Here is a 17044-nt window from a genome sequence, read left to right as displayed (position 1 = left end):
GTCAAGCCTTGGCGGCAAGCAGCTTCTCGTAAAAAACCGAAAATGGCGTATCGGGATAGTCCAGCACCGCGCCTGTGCGCGCAAAGCCGGCACGCTCATAGACCCGCCATGCGGCCGGGTGCCGGTGACCGGTTTCCAGCACCAGCCGGCCGATGCCCTCCGTGCGCGCCAACTCCTCGATGCGCATCAGGATCTCTCCGGCAAGCCCGCGCCCCTGCGCGGCGGGCCGTGTGTACATGCGCTTCACCTCACCGACCGGGATGCCGTCCGCCCCCGCGCCATGCCGGCGCAATGCCCCGCAGGCGAGCAGCGCCCCATCGGCTCCACCTTCGCGCGCCGTGAAAACGGTGGTATCCGCGCCCGCCATCTGTTCCACGCTCAGGTGATGGCAATGCTCCGGCGGCGAAAGCGCCAGCAGCACATCGTTCAGCTCACCGATCATGGCCCGCATCTCGTCGCCAAGCGGGCTTTCGATGGCGATGCGGGCGCTCACCCGTTACTCCACCACCTTCGGGACCATGAAGAAATGATCCTCGCTCATCGGCGCATTGGCAACGACCTTCGCGGCATAGCCACCGTCGCTGACAACATCCTCACGCTTCTTCATTTCCTGATGGACGACGGACGTCATCGGCTCAACGCCGCTGACATCGACCTCGTCGAGCTGCTCGACAAAGGCCAGGATGTTGTTGAGCTCGCCGGTCATCTTGCCGGCCTCCTCGTCCGTCACCTTGATCCGGGCAAGGTGCGCCACGCGTTTCACCGTGTCGATATCGACGGACATTGCTCTTCTCCGTTCACACTAGCGCCGGCAGGGCCGCCTCGGCCCGATGCCGCAAACCGTTGCCTGCGCCTATATCACCGCGTCGAGGCCTCCGACAAGCCGCAGCGGCCGGAAAGAAACGGGAGCCGCACCCGGTGCCCGGGCATCCCTGCCCAGCGGGCGCTCCGCGTCCTCGCCACGCCACTGATCCTCCTCGACGATCCGACCGAGCCGCCAGAGCTGGCGGAAGAAGACGTCCTCGACGAACATGCGCCCGTCCACATCGACGCCCTCGAAGCGGATGCGGAAGCTCGCCGTGCCGCCAAGCCGGTCGCAGACGAGATCATCGAGCGTGCCGCGCAGCATGGCGAAGCGGCGGGAGACGGGCTTCAGCTTGCGCAACGCCGTTTCCGCATCCTGCGCCTTGACCTCACCGTTCTCCACAAGACGCGCCTCGGGCGCGAAATGCGCCTCGACCGCGGCCTCTATCTCGCCCCGCAGAAGATGGACGAGATAGTCGTCGAGCCGCGAGCGGAACGAAAGCGCCGCTCTTGCCGAAGCCGGCGACGCCCCGATGTCGAAACGTGTCAGATGCGTGTCCATGGCCACCACCGCAGAAGGAACAGAGGATGAGAACATTACGTGAACATTCATCCTCTGTCCAGCATCCAGCGTCCGGCGCACTCCGTCCAGGTCAGACGGTCAGGGAACTGCCCGGCGCCGTCACCCGAACCTTGCCCGCATCGCCACCCATTTCCTGCAGGAAGGCATCCGCGCTCTGGTCGAGAATCGGAAAGGTGCCGTAGTGGCAAGGTATGATGGTGTCGAAGTCGAAGAAGCGCCGGCAGGCGAGCGCCGCGCTCTTCGCCCCCATGGTGAACCGGTCGCCGATCGGCACGATCGCCACCTTCGGCGCATGCAGCTCGTTGACCAGCGCCATGTCGCCGAAAACATCGGTGTCGCCCATGTGATAGAGCGTCGGCTCGCCCTTGGCGTGGACGATGAGACCGTTCGGCTGGCCGAGATAGACCGGCGGCATGCCGCCGGCGAGCGAGGACGAGGTGTGGTGCGCCTGGGTGAGCGCCACCGAAAACGGGCCCACGTCGATGTGACCGCCGCAGCCCATGGGATTGATGTTCTCCAGCCCCTTCGACTGCAGCCACATGCAGATCTCGAAGTTCGCCGTCACTTGCGCCCCGGTGCGCTGAGCGATCTCGAACGCGTCGCCGACGTGATCGTCATGGCCGTGGGACAGCAGAATATGAGTGACGCCCTGCGACGCCGTCTCGACCGTCAGATCCTGCGGAAACGACGGGTTCCCGGTCAGGAACGGGTCGATCAGGATCGAGGCGCCCTCGATGTCGACGCGAAAGGCGGAATGGCCAAGGTAGGTGAGTTTCATCTTGATCGCTCTCCCGATGCTGGTTGGGTCACTCGCAGGGACTCTAGCGGCTTGTCCGCGAACGGCAATCCTTCCTCTATCCGCCCCTCGCACACCGTGCTAAAGCCGGTCGATGACCCAGGATCCCCTTCTCGCGCATGCCGACTTTGCATCGCGGCTGCCGCGAATCGGCCGCCTCATCGGCCTTGATCTCGGCACCAAGACGATCGGCCTCGCCCTGAGCGATCTCGGCCGCGGCATCGCCAGCCCGCTCGAGACGATCCGGCGCAAGAAGTTCGGTGTCGACGCCGCCCTGCTCCTGAACATCTGCAGCAAGCACGAGATCATCGGCCTCGTCATCGGGCTGCCGCTCAACATGGACGGCAGCGAGGGGCCCCGCGTCCAGGCGACACGCGCCTTCGCACGCAACCTCACCGCCCTCACCGAATTGCCGATGACCGCCTGGGACGAGCGTCTCTCGACCGCTGCTGTGACCCGCACCCTGATCGAGGCGGACCGTTCGCGGGCGCGCCGCGCCGAGCTCGTCGACAAGATGGCCGCCGCCTACATCCTTCAGGGTTTCCTCGACAGGCTCGCCTACATGCGCGAGGACGAGGACATGGAGCCCCGGTCTTGAGCGCCATCCTCGACGCCCTGCTGCCGGTGCTGCTGGTCATCGCCGCCGGTCATGTCTTCGCCCGCACCGGCCTCATCACCGGCGAGCAGTGGCGCGGCATCGAGCGCATCGCCTATTTCATGCTCTTTCCGGCGATCATTTTCGCCACCGTGTCGCGCACCGACTTCATGGCCCTGCCCGCCTTCGGCATGAGCGCCACGCTGGTGCTTTCCGTCGTCTCCATGACCGCACTGGCGCTGCTGCTGCAGCCGGTCCTGAAGACGGCCTTCGGCATCAGCCCGCCCCGCTTCACCTCGATCTTTCAGGGCGCCGTGCGCTGGAACACCTTCGTCGCGATGGCGATAGCCGAAAAGCTGCTCGGCCCGAACGGGCTGGCGCTGCTGGCGGTCGCCATCGTCGCGATGATCCCGCTGCTCAACGTGATCTGCGTGCTCGTGCTCTCTCGCTTCGCCAGCGGCAACAACCCGAGCGCGCGCAAGATCCTGCTCGACCTCGCCCGCAACCCCTTCATCCTGTCGACCTCGGCCGGGCTTCTCGTCAACGTCACCGGCGTGCCGATCCCCGGCGTCGCGGTCTCGACGCTGGAAATGCTCGGAAGCGCCGCGCTTCCCATCGGCATCGTCTGCGTCGGTGCGGGTCTCGACCTGCGCGCCCTGCGCCGGCCGGGCCCCGCCCTGACCTGCGCCCTCGTTCTCAAGCTCGCGATCATGCCGATCTTCGGCTTCGGTTTCGCGACGCTGATGGGCCTCACCGGCCCGGCGCTGGCGGCGGTGATGATCGCCATGTCCGTGCCGACAGCCGGCGCATCCTACCTGCTTGCACGCCAGATGGGCGGCGACGCGCCGCTGATGGCCGAGATCCTGACCTTGCAGACGCTGGCCGCAGCGCTCACCATGCCTCTCGTCTTCCTGCTCGCACTCTAGGCGAGCGCCTCACAATCGCGGTGGAGAAAGCGCCTCCACGCTTGAGCGGTTCGGGCCCAGCGCCTATAGGGTAGGCTTTGATGAGCGCACACCCGACCCCCGCCGCGGACGCCTTTCCGCACCGCCACCTGCTCGGCATCGAAAGCCTGCAGCCTCACGAAATCTCGTTCCTGCTCGACAGGGCCGAGGAAGCCGTCGAGATCAGCCGCCAGGTTGAGAAGAAGAAGTCCGTCCTGCGTGGGCGAACGCAGATCAATCTCTTCTTCGAGGCATCGACCAGGACACAGTCTTCCTTCGAGATTGCCGGCAAGCGCCTCGGCGCCGACGTCATGAACATGTCGGTCGCCTCCTCCTCGGTGAAGAAGGGCGAGACGCTGATCGACACGGCGGCGACGCTGAACGCCATGCACCCGGACATCATCGTCGTGCGTCACCATGCGGCTGGCGCCGTGCATCTCCTGGCCCAAAAGGTCGGCTGCTCGGTCATCAACGCCGGCGACGGAGCGCACGAGCACCCGACCCAGGCCCTGCTCGACGCACTCACGATCCGCCGCCACAAGGGCCGCATCGCGCGGCTCACGGTGGCCATCTGCGGCGACATCCTGCATTCGCGCGTCGCCCGCTCGAACATCATCTTGCTCAACGCGCTCGGTGCGCGTGTGAAGGTCGTCGCCCCTTCCACGTTGCTGCCGAACGGCATCGCCGACATGGGCGTCGAGGTCTATCACGACATGCGCGAAGGCCTGAAGGACGCCGACATCGTCATGATGCTGCGCCTCCAGCGCGAGCGCATGCAGGGAGCCTTCATTCCCTCGGTGCGCGAATACTTCCGCTACTACGGCCTTGACCGCGAGAAGCTCGACGCCGCGAAGCCCGACGCGCTGGTCATGCATCCCGGCCCGATGAACAGGGGCGTCGAGATCGACCCGGAAATCGCGGATGGCCCGCAGAGCCTGATCCGCGAGCAGGTCGAGATGGGTGTCGCCGTGCGCATCGCCGTGCTCGAGGCGCTCGCCGCCCACCTGCCCAACTGCTGAGGAGCCAGGACATGGCGGAGACCCCTACCCCGATCGTGCTGGCCAACGCCCGCGTCATCGACCCCGCACGCGGGCTCGACGCGCCCGGCAGCGTCATCCTCTCCGGCGGCGCAATCCTTGCGGCCGGTCCGGAAGCGCAGAACCAGGGCGCGCCCGAGGGCGCCGAGATCATCGACGTGGCCGGCGCCGTGGTCGCGCCCGGCCTGATCGACGTTGGCGTCACGGTCGGCGAACCCGGCGGCGAACATCGCGAGACGCTGGCAAGCGCCAGCCGCGCGGCCGCGGCCGGCGGCGTCACCACCTTCCTTACCGCGCCCGACACCGACCCGGTGATCGACGACCCCGCGCTTGTCGACTTCATCCTGCGCCGCGCCCGTGACACGGCCATTGTCAACGTCCATCCGCTGGCCGCCCTCACCAAGGGCCTCGGCGGCGAGGAGATGAGCGAGATCGGCCTGCTCGGAGAGGCCGGCGCCGTCGCCTTCTCCAACGGCCACCACTCGGTCACCCACGCCGGCGTCATGCGCCGGCTCCTGACCTACGCCCGCGACTTCGACGCGCTGGTGATGCACCACACGGAAGACCCGGACCTTTCGGGCTCCGGCGTGGTCAACGAAAGCCTCGCGGCAAGCTGGAAGGGCCTGCCCTCGATCCCGCGCGAGGCCGAAATCATCATGCTGGAGCGAGATCTGCGCCTCGTCGCGCTGACGCGCGCGCGCTACCACGCGCAGACGATCTCCTGCGGCGAGAGCGCCAGGGCTGTCGCCCGCGCCAGGGACGCGGGCTGCGACGTCACCGCCGCCGTCACGATCAACCACCTGACGCTCAACGAGAACGACATCGGCCCCTACCGCACGTTCTTCAAGATGTCGCCGCCGCTGCGCTCCGAGGACGAGCGCCAGGCAATGGTCGCCGCCCTCGCCGACGGAACGCTCGACATCATCATCTCCAACCACGATCCGCAGGACGTCGAGACGAAGCGGCTGCCCTTCGCCGAAGCGGCGGATGGTGCCATCGGCCTTGAGACGCTGCTTTCCGCCGGCCTGCGGCTGGTCCACTCGGGCGATCTGGGACTTTCCACGCTGCTTGCCGCAATGACCTGCAATCCGGCGCGCCGCTTCGGCCTCCCGGGCGGGCGTCTCAGCGCCGGAGCCCCGGCCGATGTCGTCGTCTTCGACCCCGATATGCCCTGGGTCCTGGACAAGGAGAAGCTGCACTCGCGGTCCAAGAACTCGCCCTTCGAGGACGCACGCTTCACCGGCAAGGTGCTCAAGACGATTGTTGCGGGACGCATCGTCCCGGCCTAGGCTTACTTGGTCGCAACCGGAGGCTGCGAATGCCGGACCCGATTAGCTGGGGCCTCGTCTGGCCCTATTATCTCGCCGCACTCGTTTTCGGCTATCTCCTCGGATCGATCCCCTTCGGCCTGGTCATCACACGGCTTGCCGGACAGGGCGACATCCGCAAGATCGGCTCCGGCAACATCGGCACAACCAACGTCCTGCGCACCGGCAAGAAGCACCTTGCCGCGCTGACGTTGCTCGGCGATGCGCTGAAGGGAACCGTGGCCGTGCTTGTCGCCGCGCGCTTCGGCGGCCCGGATGCCGCCGTCATCGCCGGCGTTGGCGCCTTTCTCGGCCATCTCTTTCCGGTCTGGCTGCGATTTCGCGGCGGCAAGGGCGTCGCTACCTACCTGGGCATCCTGCTCGGCCTGTTCTGGCCGGCTGCTCTTGTCTTCGCCGCGATCTGGATCGCGGTCGCGGCGATCTCCCGTTATTCCTCACTCTCGGCGCTGGTCGCGACCCTCGCGACGCCGTTGCTGCTCTATTTCGCCTTCGACCGCGTGCAATACGCCCAGGTAATGGCGCTGCTGACGCTCCTGCTGTGGGTCATGCACCGCCAGAACATCCAACGACTGCTTGCCGGCTCCGAAGGCAGGATCGGGCAGAAGGGATGACGGAAACGCGGTCCGACGGCGGTGCGGGCCGCACGCTTTCCGACCGTCAGCGCACGGCCTGGCTTCGCCTCATCCGTTCCGAGAACGTCGGTCCCGTCACCTTTCGCGAACTGGTCAACCACGCCGGATCGGCGGAGGCAGCGCTTGCCGCGCTCCCCGAACTGTCGGCGCGCGGCGGCAAGCGGCGCATCCGCATCGCCAGCCAGGCGGAGGCGGAGGACGAGATCGCCGCGCTGGCGCGCATTGGCGGCGGTTTGCGCGCGCTCGGCGAGCACGGGTACCCCCCGCTCCTGCGGCAGGTCGACGGTGCGCCGCCGCTGATTGCCGTTCTTGGCTCCAGCGCGCGCCTCGCCAGCACCGCGACCGTCGCCATCGTCGGCGCACGCAACGCCTCACTCGCCGGCCAGAAGATCGCGACCGAGATCGCCACGGAACTTGGAAACGCCGGGTTCACGGTCGTCTCCGGGCTCGCGCGCGGGATTGACGCAGCCGCCCATCGCGCCGCTCTGGCCCAGGGCACCATCGCCGTTCTGGCCGGCGGTGTCGACATCATCTACCCGCCGGAAAATCGCGACCTCTACCGCGAGATTGCCGACCGGGACGGCGCGATCGTCAGCGAGATGCCGTTCGGCTGGAAGCCCCGCGCCCGCGACTTCCCAAGGCGCAACCGCCTGATCTCGGGCATTTCGCTCGGCACGGTGCTGATCGAGGCGGCCCGCGCCTCTGGCTCGCTCCATACCGCCCGCTTCGCCGCGGATCAGAGCCGCGAGGTCTTCGCGGTTCCCGGCTCACCTCTGGACCCGCGCTCGGAGGGTGGAAACCGGCTCATCCGCGACGGCGCGACCCTCGTCACCTGCGCCGCCGACATCCTCGAGAGCCTGCAGAGCATCGAACTCGGCCACCAGCCGGAACGCCCCTTCGACATCGGCGAACCGGCGAACGACGACGCGCCGATGCGTCCGATCGAGGTCGGCGACAGCGATCGCGCCCGTGTGCTCTCCGCCCTGGGGGCGGCCCCGGTCGAACTCGATGAGCTCATCCGCTACACCGGGCTCGAGGCCCGCGCCGTCCATGTCATCGTGCTTGAGCTGGAACTTGCCGGCCGGCTCGAGCGGCATCGCGGCCAGAAGGTGAGCCTCGTCGACGCCCGCTAACCATCGCGCCCGGCGCAATCAGGTTGTAAAACATAAAACAACAACCAAGATACAACCGGAGGCTCGGAAAATACCCGCGCGGTCGACATTGCCTCATTCATACAACCCTTGATTTCATCCCCTACGAAGGATCGCGATCAAACGCGCCCTGCTCCAGGTCAGCGTGTTTGTCGAACGCCTCGACCCGCGCCATTTCAAGCAAATAAGCTAAAAAAGTCAATTCGTTATTAGAAGCCAGATCTCTCAGTTCGCGGCAAATCTGGGCGCAGTAGCGCGCCGCTTCGGACCTGTCGGCAAGGTGCTCTATCGGCATTTTGTGACCCGGATATTGGCCGAATAAAACGGCTGTTTGCGCAAATGCAACCTGTAGTTTTTTAAAGGCATGATACACGTTATAAACGATCACATGCAAGGCGACCACAGCACTTTCGACGGTCCGAAAGGCGTCCTGCAACCGCCTTCGCCACGGGCTGGGTTGTATCCGCGGAGCTCGCCGCCGTTCATCCGTAATGTGACGGGGCGCACTTGACCCGTCTGGCCGGAAAGGTCATTTGACAGGCATCGTGCAGTTGGGAGATCGTCCGGCGTCCGTCACGTCGGCCGGACCGACACCTTCCGCCGCCCGCCGCGTCGCGCGGGCTACCCGTTTCCGTTTGGGGTCTCATGGATATCGTCATTGTGGAATCGCCGGCCAAGGCCAAGACAATCAACAAGTACCTGGGGTCCAACTATCAGGTCCTTGCGTCTTACGGCCACGTCCGCGACCTGCCGGCCAAGGACGGTTCCGTCGATCCGGACGACGATTTCGCCATGCTCTGGGACGTGGACGCCAAGTCCCAGAAGCGCCTCAACGATATCGTTCGCGCCGTGCGAGACGCCGACCGCCTCATTCTCGCGACTGACCCTGATCGCGAGGGAGAGGCGATTTCCTGGCACGTGCTCGAGGTGTTGCGGCAGAAGAAGGCGCTGAAGGACAAGCCCGTCCAGCGCGTCGTCTTCAACGCCATCACCAAGAAGTCGATCCTCGAGGCCATGAACAAGCCGCGCGACATCGATGCGCCGCTGGTGGAGGCCTATCTGGCCCGCCGCGCGCTCGACTATCTCGTCGGCTTCACCCTCTCTCCCGTTCTGTGGCGCAAGCTGCCGGGCGCCCGTTCGGCCGGCCGCGTACAGTCGGTCGCTCTGCGCCTCGTCTGCGACCGCGAGGCGGAGATCGAGCGCTTCGTCAGCCAGGAATACTGGTCGGTTCTCGCCAATCTCGCGACCGCGGGAGGCGCGACGTTCCAGGCCCGGCTCGCCGCCTTCGAGGGCAAGAAGATCGGGCGCCTCGACATTCATTCCGGCGAGGAGGCGGAAAAGATCTCCGCCGTCCTCAATGCCGCGACCCTCTCCGTGGCGAGCGTTGAATCGAAGCCCCAGCGCCGCCACCCGGCGCCCCCCTTCACCACTTCGACGCTGCAGCAGGAAGCCTCGCGCAAGTTCGGCTTCGCCGCCGCGCGCACCATGCAGGTTGCCCAGAAGCTGTACGAGGGCGCCGACATCGGCGGCGAGACCGTCGGCCTCATCACCTATATGCGTACCGACGGCGTGCAGATCGCCGGCGAGGCGGTTGCCGCCGTGCGCAAGGTGATCGGCCAGGACTACGGCGCCGACTACGTGCCGGAAAAGCCGCGCCATTATTCCACCAAGGCGAAGAACGCTCAGGAAGCGCACGAGGCCATCCGCCCGACGGAACTGTCTCGTCGCCCGCGCGACGTCGCCCGCTTTCTCGATGCCGACGCCGCGCGCCTCTACGAACTGATCTGGAAGCGCACCGTCGCATCACAGATGGAAAGCGCCGTGCTTGAGCGCACCACCATCGACATCGACGCCACGGCCTCTTCCGGGGCCGCCGTGCTCCGCGCCACCGGTTCGGTCGTGCGCTTCGACGGCTTCTTCTCCGTCTATCAGGAGGGCCGTGACGACGAGGAGGACGAGGAAAGCCGCCGCCTGCCGGCCATGGCAACCGGCGACGCGCTCAAGCGCCTGTCCGTCGAGACCAGCCAGCACTTCACAGAGCCGCCCGCCCGCTTCACCGAGGCAACACTCGTCAAGAAGATGGAAGAGCTCGGCATCGGCCGCCCATCGACCTACGCCTCGACGCTGCAGACCCTGCGCGACCGCGACTATGTGAAGCTCGACGGCAAGCGTCTCATCCCCGAGGACAAGGGCCGGCTCGTCACCGCTTTCCTGGAGAGCTTCTTCAACCGCTATGTCGGCTACGACTTCACCGCCGAACTCGAGGAGAAGCTCGACCGCATCTCCGCCGGCGAACTGTCATGGAAGGATGTCTTGCGCGATTTCTGGCGGGATTTCTCGGGCTCGGTGCACGACACCAAGGACCTGCGCGTGTCGCAGGTTCTCGACGCGCTCAACGACATGCTGGCCGCGCACGTCTTCCCCGATCCCGGCACCGGCGCCGATCCGCGCAAGTGCCCGGCCTGCGAGACGGGCCAGCTCTCCATCAAGGTGAGCCGCTTCGGCGCCTTCGTCGGCTGCTCGAACTATGACAAGGACAAGCTCGACGGCAAGTCGCCCAACGAGAACCCGCCGCATTGCGGCTACACCCGGCCGCTGTCGGCGCTCGGCGCCGCGGACGGCGATGCGGAGATGGCCGACGGACCGAAGATCCTCGGCCAGGACACCGACACCGGGCTCGACGTGTCGCTGCGCTCGGGCCGCTTCGGTCCCTATGTCCAGCTCGGCGAGGAGGCCAAGCCCAAGCGCGCCTCGCTGCCGCGCGGCTGGGAGATCGCCGATATCGACCTCGAGAAGGCCCTCATGCTGCTGTCGCTGCCGCGCGAGGTCGGACCGCATCCCGAAGACGGCAAGCCGATCAGCGCCGGCATCGGCCGCTACGGTCCGTTCGTGCTGCATGACGGCACCTACGCCAATCTCGAAAGCGCCGACGAGGTGTTCTCTGTCGGCATCAACCGCGCCGTCGACGCACTCGCCGAAAAGCGCGCGCGTGGCAATCGGCGCGGCGCGACCGCGCCGCTGAAGGAGCTCGGCGAGCATCCAGACGGCGGCCCGATCACCGTCCAGGACGGCCGCTACGGTCCCTATGTCAAGTGGGCGAAGATCAACGCCACGCTGCCCAAGGGAACGGATCCTCTGGCGATCACGCTGGAAGAAGCCCTGCCGCTGATTGCGGCCAAGGCCGAAAAGTCCGGCAAGGGCACAAAGAAGGCCGCACCGGCGAAGAAGCCGGCCGCCAAGAAGGCGCCCGCGGCCAAGAAGACCGCCACCAAGACCGCCGCGACCAAGAAGGCGACGACCGCAAAGAAGCCGGCCGCCAAAAAGGCCAAGGCCAAGAGCGAGACGGCGGACGAGGAAACCGCCTCTTGAGCCCCCGCAAGACATCTCGCCCGCCGGTCGGCGGCAAGCGCAAGTCCCCAACCGCTGCGCAAGGCGCGGCCAAGCGCGGCGGCGCTGCGGAACTTCCCAGCAAGGAGGATATCCTTGCCTTCATCGCCAACAACCCCGGCGCGGCGGGCAAGCGCGAAATCGCGCGCCATTTCCGCATCACCGGCGGCGCGCGCATCTATCTGAAGCAGCTCCTGCGGGCGATGGCCGACGACGGATTGCTGGAGAAACGCCAGAAGCGCCTGGTGAAGGCGGGCGACCTGCCGCCGGTTCTCGTCGTGCTCGTCACCGGTCGCGACGCCGACGGCGAGTTGCTCGCCGTGCCGGCGAACTGGGACGAGGACGAGCAGGGCACGCCGCCCTCGATCCTGGTCATCGACGATCAACGCGGGTCGGGCCAGCGCGCGCCGGGTCTTGGCGACCGCCTGCTGCTGCGCACCACCTCCGATGAACCGGGCGAACAGGCGTCGCGCGCCGGACGCATCATCCGTGTCCTCGACAAGCAGGCCTCGAGCATTCTCGGCATCCTGCGCAAGGGACCCCGGGGGCATTTCCTCGAGCCCATCGACCGCAAGCAGCGCGAGCTCGAGATCGACGCAAGCGACCTCAAGGAGGCCGAGGACGGCGATCTCGTTTCCATCTCCCTGATGCGCGGCAGTCGCAACGGCGGCCCGCGCGGCCGCATCGTCAAGCGCATCGGCGCCCTTCACTCGGAAATGGCGGTTTCCGAGATCGCCCTGCACACGCACGGCATCCCGCACGAGTTTCCCGAGCGTGTGATCACGGCGGCGGCCGAGGCCAAGCCCGCGACGCTGAAGGGGCGCGAGGACTGGCGACGCGTGCCGCTGATCACCATCGACCCGGCCGACGCCAAGGACCACGACGACGCGGTCCACGCAGAGGCGGATCCCGATCCCGCCAACGCGGGCGGTTACATCGTCACCGTCGCCATCGCCGATGTCGCCTATTACGTCCGCCCGGGCGAACCGCTCGACCGCGAGGCGCATCTGCGCGGCAATTCGGTCTATTTCCCCGACCGGGTAATCCCGATGCTGCCCGAGGAGCTTTCCAACGGGCTTTGCTCGCTGAAGGAAGGCGAGGACCGGCCGGCCATGGCCGTGCGCATGGTCTTCGACGCCAATGGCGGCAAGCGCGGGCATACGTTCCACCGGGTGATGATGCGCTCGGCCGCCAAGCTCGCCTATCAGACGGCGCAGGCGGCGATCGACGGCAAGCCGGACGAGGTTGCCCCCGCGATCCTTGAGGACATCCTCAAGCCGCTCTGGGAGGCCTATGCCTGCCTCAAGCGCGGCCGGCAGGCGCGTGAGCCGCTCGATCTCGATCTGCCCGAACGCAAGATCAGGCTGAACGCCGAGGGTATGGTCGAGGGCGTCTTCGTGCCCGAACGTCTCGATGCGCACAAGCTCATCGAGGAGTTCATGATCCAGGCCAATGTCGCTGCTGCCGAAACGCTGGAAAAGGCACGCGTCCCCCTGCTCTACCGCGTGCATGACGCCTCCAGCCCGGAGAAGCTGGTGGCGCTGAAGGAGTTTCTGTCGACGCTTGGCATTCGCCTTGCGGCTTCCGGTGGCCTGCGGCCTTCCGCCTTCAATGCCATCCTGCACAAGGTCGCCGGCACGCCGGACGCCGAACTCGTCAACCAGGTCATCCTGCGCAGCCAGGCTCAGGCGGAATATTCGCCCGAGAACATTGGCCACTTCGGGCTCAACCTGCGCCGCTATGCCCATTTTACCTCGCCGATCCGCCGCTATGCGGACCTCATCGTCCACCGGGGGCTGATCCGGGCCCTGGGTCTTGGCGACGACGGGTTGCCCGAAGCGATGGAAGCGAAACTGCCGGCGATCGCCGCCGACGTATCGGCGGCGGAGCGTCGCGCGATGCTGGCCGAGCGCGACACCGTCGACCGCCTGATCGCGCTGTGGCTTGCCGACCAGGTCGGCGCCCGGTTCTTCGGGCGCATCTCGGGAGTGGTGAAGTCCGGCCTCTTCATCCGGCTCGACGACACCGGTGCGGACGGGTTCGTCCCCGCCTCGACCATCGGCAACGACTACTACCACTACGACGAATCGTCGCATTCGATGGGAGGCCGAAGTACAGGTGAAACCTTCTCTTTGGGCGACAAGGTAGAGGTGCGACTGGTCGAGGCGGCCCCTTATGCGGGTGCGCTGCGGTTTGAACTTCTGAGCGAAGGTCACTATCACAAGAGACGAAGCGCCGGTCAGCGCAGCGCCAAGCGCGCGCATGCCGGCGGCGGTGCTGGACGCACCCGCAAACCGAAAGGCCGACAGACATGACGGTGACCTACGCAGACAATGAGGCGCTCGCGAGCCACGAGACCGTAGCCAGCATCGCCAAGCCTCGCCGAGAGGTCGGTCGCGCGATGATGCTTGGCGCCAAGGGACGCTGCCCGAGCTGCGGCACCGGCCGCCTCTTCGGCAAGTATCTCAAGGTGAACCCGGTCTGCCCCGCCTGCGGCGAGGAACTGCACCACCACCGCGCCGACGACGCACCCCCGTATTTCACGATATTCATCGTCGGCCACGTCATCCTGCCGATCGCGCTTGCCGTGGAAATCGCCTTCGTGCCGCCGATGTGGCTGCATGTGGCGCTGTGGCTGCCGCTGATCACGGCGATGACGCTGCTGACCCTGCCGCCGGTGAAGGGCGCCCTGATCGGCTTGCAGTGGGCCAACTACATGCACGGCTTCGATCCGAACGCCATCGGCGACGACCAGCCCGCCTATGACTTCGGCCCCGTGCCCGACGCGGCACGCGGCCCGGAGGTCCGATGAGCGAGGAGCTTGTCCGGCGCCTGTCGTCCGCCGAACGTCAGACCAACAATCCGAACCTGCGTCCGCGCGACGCGGCGACGCTGCTGATTCTCGACCGTTCGCAAGCCGGCAGCCCCCGCGTGCTGATGGGTCGCAGGCACATGCGCCACCGCTTCATGCCGGGCATGTTCGTGTTCCCGGGCGGCCGTGTCGATCCGGCCGACAGCCGCGTACCGGTTGCCGGAGCGTATCATCCGGTCGTCGTCGAAAAGCTCATGCGCACCATGAAGGGGCCGAAGACGGAAGCCCGCGCCCGTGCCTTCTCGGTCGCCGCCATGCGCGAAACCTACGAAGAGGCCGGCGTGCTTGTCGGCACCCACGGAGAAACCAACGGCTGGACCGGCAAGGGGGATATGGCCGCCTACTCCGAGCGCGGCCTGCTGCCCGACCTGTCTCCGGTGCGCCTGATTGCCCGCGCGATCACGCCGCCCCGCCGCCCGCGCCGATTCGACACCCGCTTCCTCGCCGTTTTCGCCGATGCCATTGCCGACAGCCTCCCCGAAGGCACCGGCCCGTCGGGCGAACTGGAGGATGTCCACTGGCTCAGCCTGGAGGACGCGAAGGCGCTTGAGTTGCCGACGATCACTCTGACGATCATCGAGGAACTGCAGGCCCGCCTTGCCCGCGATCCCGAGCTTGCCCCCGAAACGCCGGTGCCTTTCTATTACTGGAAGGGCAAGGGTTTCGTCCGCGAGGAGATCTGACCGGGATTTGCCGGCTCGAGGCACGGATGCCGTTGCTTGCCGCTTGACTTTAACCGCGCGAAACGTATGGTGCGCGCCAGTTTCCCCATACCAGCCGGTGGAGCGTCCCCCTCCGATTTCAGGAGCCCGCGACGTACGGCCGGACACCAGTGCAAGGACTAGAGCGATGGCCAAGGCCAACACCATCAAGATCAAGCTGCTGTCGACGGCTGACACCGGTTTCTTCTATGTGACCAAGAAGAACTCCCGCACGATGACCGAGAAGATGGTCCAGCGGAAGTACGACCCGGTCGCCAAGAAGCACGTCGAGTTCCGCGAAGCGAAGATCAAGTAATCTTCCTCGCAGCACGGGCCGGATGGGCGCAGGACGCCTCCGGCCCCGCGAGACGGGCGCAAACAGAAACGCGGCTTCTCTTTTCATGCCAGCGCTTCCGCAAGACGCTCCGCCAGGGCCCCCTCGGGGGCCTTTCGCATGTCTGGAGGGTGGCGCGCGGCCTGGCCCGGCCAATGGCCAAGAACACGGCACGGACACACCTGTCGTCGCGCGAAAGCAGGTCTCTGTGGGAAGATGATTGGTCGGAGGGGGATAGGCGACCGGCGTCCCCTCGGATCATTGAGGCCACTCGGACCCAAGGGGACGCCGGTCAACCCACGGTGTCAGGAGATGCGGCGGACCTGAACGTTCCGTGGGATTTCATGTCCGGAGCGAGACGATTGCCCCACCAGACCGAAGCCACCCTACCCAAAGCGTCAGCCGAATCAACGGCAACGGTTGATTGTTAAGATTTTATTTTCTTTTAATGTAAATGAACGCAGTTAATGGCTGGCCTACGTAATTTTATTGCGCGAACTTTTGACCAACTTGTCATTGCTATCGAGATTCTTTGCAATACGTCCGGACCCGCGGCATCTCTCACACACGGTCCACCGGCAAAGTTGCATCTCGATCCTGCCTGGGGATGATGTTGGCCGCCCGGGGGCGTTGCCCGGCGGGCAGGACCCTGCCGCCGCAGCAAGGATGCGCCCCGTCATGAAGATTTCGATTGCCCTCCCCCTCCTCATCGCCGGCCTTCTCGCGCTGGCCGGCTGCGAAACCGTTTCGAAGGAGCAATGCGTCGCCGGCGATTGGAGCGAGCTTGGCAAGGCCGACGGCGCGCAAGGTCACCTGACGAAGCGATTCGAGGATGTGGTCAAGGATTGCGGCCGCTACGGCATCACCCCGGACGCGGATGCCTATATGGCGGGCTGGCACCAGGGCGTGCGACTCTACTGCACCCCGCAAAACGGCTTCTCCCTGGGCCGCCAGGGCAAGGAGCTGTCGCCCGTCTGCCCGGCGCAGACGGCCGCCCTGTTTCGCCAGAGCCACGACCTCGGCCGGCGCATCTGGAAGGCGGAGGACCGGCTGCGTGATACGGAACGGCGGATTTCCTCGGCCGAGTCCCGCCTGCGCGAGACACGCACGAAGCTCGACGGACTCAACTGTCGCGATGTCGAGCGCGACCAGCGCGAGGCCTGCCGCGACCGGCGCGAAACGCTGCGCCAGCGGATGGACGATGCACGCTTCGAACTGCAGGATGCCCGCTTCGAGCTCAACGACCGCCGCCGCGCCTACGACATGGCGGTCTCCTCCGTCAACGCAGAGGCGTCGCGGGTGATCCCTGGATACCGGGGCGAATAGTCCCGTCGAAACCGGACCGGGGCGGCGGATACCGCCGCCTCAGTCTCCCAGATAGGAGCGGACGGTCTCCAGGAACTTCGCCACCGATATCGGCTTGGAGATATACGCCTCGCATCCACCCTGGCGGATGCGTTCCTCGTCGCCCTTCATCGCGAACGCGGTGACCGCGATCACCGGGATGATCTTGAGCTCGTCATCCTCCTTGATCCACTTGGTCACCTCCAGGCCGGACACTTCCGGCAACTGGATATCCATGAGAATCAGATCTGGACGATGGGCGCGCGCAAGCTCCAGCGCCTCGATCCCAGTGCGGGTCTGCAGCGTCTGATATCCGTGCGCTTCCAGCAGGTCATGAAACAGCTTCATGTTGAGTTCGTTATCCTCAACAATCAGCACGGTCTTAGCCATAATAATCGCCTTCGTCCCCGTGCCCACCGGGCCAGCCTCAGTCCTGCGCATATATGTCTCCAGACATCATCACGCGAGAGCTGCTGGCAATGGTCCCTTTCCCACGATAGGTACCATATATCGTAGAGAGAATTCGTTTCGGAAAG

The 17044-nt window shown here is 66.1% G+C and carries 18 protein-coding genes; 12 read left to right on the top strand and 6 right to left on the bottom strand.

Annotation, left to right across the window (positions count from 1 at the left end; all coding sequences use genetic code 11):
* Position 1: 1 nt before the first annotated feature.
* The 4 genes from ACSLUQ_RS04140 to ACSLUQ_RS04125 form a co-directional block, all read right to left on the bottom strand.
* Positions 2–493 (bottom strand): GNAT family N-acetyltransferase, encoded by a 492-nt coding sequence (locus ACSLUQ_RS04140; protein ID WP_417773956.1) that lies wholly within the window; start codon positions 491–493, stop codon positions 2–4.
* 3 nt (positions 494–496) lie between these two features.
* Entirely contained in the window at positions 497–784 is a 288-nt protein-coding gene (gene gatC, locus ACSLUQ_RS04135; protein ID WP_417773957.1) for an Asp-tRNA(Asn)/Glu-tRNA(Gln) amidotransferase subunit GatC, read from the bottom strand.
* A 69-nt stretch (positions 785–853) separates the two neighbouring features.
* Positions 854–1366: a hypothetical protein gene (locus ACSLUQ_RS04130; RefSeq protein ID WP_461807767.1), complete on the bottom strand. Its 513-nt coding sequence runs from the start codon at positions 1364–1366 to the stop codon at positions 854–856.
* Between the two features lie 91 nt (positions 1367–1457).
* On the bottom strand, positions 1458–2165 hold the full coding sequence (locus ACSLUQ_RS04125; protein ID WP_417773959.1) for a metal-dependent hydrolase: 708 nt from the start codon (positions 2163–2165) through the stop codon (positions 1458–1460).
* A gap of 112 nt (positions 2166–2277) precedes the next feature.
* On the opposite strand from ACSLUQ_RS04125, the gene ruvX reads away from it, so the two are divergent.
* The 6 genes from ruvX (at position 2278) to dprA (ending at position 7852) form a co-directional block, all read left to right on the top strand.
* On the top strand, positions 2278–2781 hold the full coding sequence (gene ruvX / locus ACSLUQ_RS04120) for a Holliday junction resolvase RuvX (RefSeq protein WP_417773960.1): 504 nt from the start codon (positions 2278–2280) through the stop codon (positions 2779–2781).
* Positions 2778–3704 (top strand): AEC family transporter, encoded by a 927-nt coding sequence (locus ACSLUQ_RS04115; protein ID WP_417773961.1) that lies wholly within the window; start codon positions 2778–2780, stop codon positions 3702–3704. Before ruvX ends, ACSLUQ_RS04115 begins: the two co-directional genes overlap by 4 nt.
* 80 nt (positions 3705–3784) lie before the next feature.
* On the top strand, positions 3785–4741 hold the full coding sequence (locus ACSLUQ_RS04110; RefSeq protein WP_461807766.1) for an aspartate carbamoyltransferase catalytic subunit: 957 nt from the start codon (positions 3785–3787) through the stop codon (positions 4739–4741).
* 11 nt (positions 4742–4752) lie between these two features.
* Entirely contained in the window at positions 4753–6048 is a 1296-nt protein-coding gene (locus ACSLUQ_RS04105; RefSeq protein ID WP_417773963.1) for a dihydroorotase, read from the top strand.
* 29 nt (positions 6049–6077) lie between these two features.
* A complete protein-coding gene (gene plsY, locus ACSLUQ_RS04100; protein ID WP_461807765.1) occupies positions 6078–6698 on the top strand; it encodes a glycerol-3-phosphate 1-O-acyltransferase PlsY in 621 nt (206 codons plus the stop codon).
* A complete protein-coding gene (gene dprA, locus ACSLUQ_RS04095; protein WP_461807764.1) occupies positions 6695–7852 on the top strand; it encodes a DNA-processing protein DprA in 1158 nt (385 codons plus the stop codon). The genes plsY and dprA overlap by 4 nt, the downstream gene beginning before the upstream one ends.
* Positions 7853–7973: 121 nt before the next feature.
* On the opposite strand, the gene ACSLUQ_RS04090 is transcribed toward dprA, so the two are convergent.
* Positions 7974–8306 carry a hypothetical protein gene (locus ACSLUQ_RS04090; protein WP_417773966.1) on the bottom strand — a complete coding sequence of 111 codons (333 nt, stop codon included), beginning with the start codon at positions 8304–8306 and terminating at the stop codon, positions 7974–7976.
* Between the two features lie 209 nt (positions 8307–8515).
* Between ACSLUQ_RS04090 and topA the strand changes: the two genes are divergently transcribed.
* The 6 genes from topA to ACSLUQ_RS04060 all read left to right on the top strand — a co-directional run bounded on the left by topA (position 8516) and on the right by ACSLUQ_RS04060 (position 16490).
* A complete protein-coding gene (gene topA / locus ACSLUQ_RS04085; protein WP_461807763.1) occupies positions 8516–11239 on the top strand; it encodes a type I DNA topoisomerase in 2724 nt (907 codons plus the stop codon).
* Positions 11236–13572 carry a ribonuclease R gene (rnr, locus tag ACSLUQ_RS04080; RefSeq protein WP_461807762.1) on the top strand — a complete coding sequence of 779 codons (2337 nt, stop codon included), beginning with the start codon at positions 11236–11238 and terminating at the stop codon, positions 13570–13572. The genes topA and rnr overlap by 4 nt, the downstream gene beginning before the upstream one ends.
* Positions 13569–14069 (top strand): DUF983 domain-containing protein, encoded by a 501-nt coding sequence (locus ACSLUQ_RS04075; protein ID WP_417773969.1) that lies wholly within the window; start codon positions 13569–13571, stop codon positions 14067–14069. The genes rnr and ACSLUQ_RS04075 overlap by 4 nt, the downstream gene beginning before the upstream one ends.
* Positions 14066–14812, top strand: a complete 747-nt coding sequence (locus tag ACSLUQ_RS04070; RefSeq protein WP_461807761.1) for an NUDIX hydrolase — start codon at positions 14066–14068, stop codon at positions 14810–14812. Before ACSLUQ_RS04075 ends, ACSLUQ_RS04070 begins: the two co-directional genes overlap by 4 nt.
* Before the next feature lie 166 nt (positions 14813–14978).
* Complete coding sequence (gene rpmG / locus ACSLUQ_RS04065; protein ID WP_093806908.1) at positions 14979–15146, top strand: 50S ribosomal protein L33; 168 nt, start codon at positions 14979–14981, stop codon at positions 15144–15146.
* Between the two features lie 696 nt (positions 15147–15842).
* Entirely contained in the window at positions 15843–16490 is a 648-nt protein-coding gene (locus tag ACSLUQ_RS04060; protein WP_461807760.1) for a DUF2799 domain-containing protein, read from the top strand.
* A 39-nt stretch (positions 16491–16529) separates the two neighbouring features.
* Here ACSLUQ_RS04060 and ACSLUQ_RS04055 read toward each other — a convergent pair whose 3' ends face one another.
* A complete protein-coding gene (locus ACSLUQ_RS04055) occupies positions 16530–16898 on the bottom strand; it encodes a response regulator (protein ID WP_417773972.1) in 369 nt (122 codons plus the stop codon).
* Positions 16899–17044: the final 146 nt, after the last annotated feature.

The sequence above is a fragment of the Stappia sp. ICDLI1TA098 genome (assembly GCF_054880955.1).
This window is presented reverse-complemented; position numbering and strand designations above follow the sequence as displayed.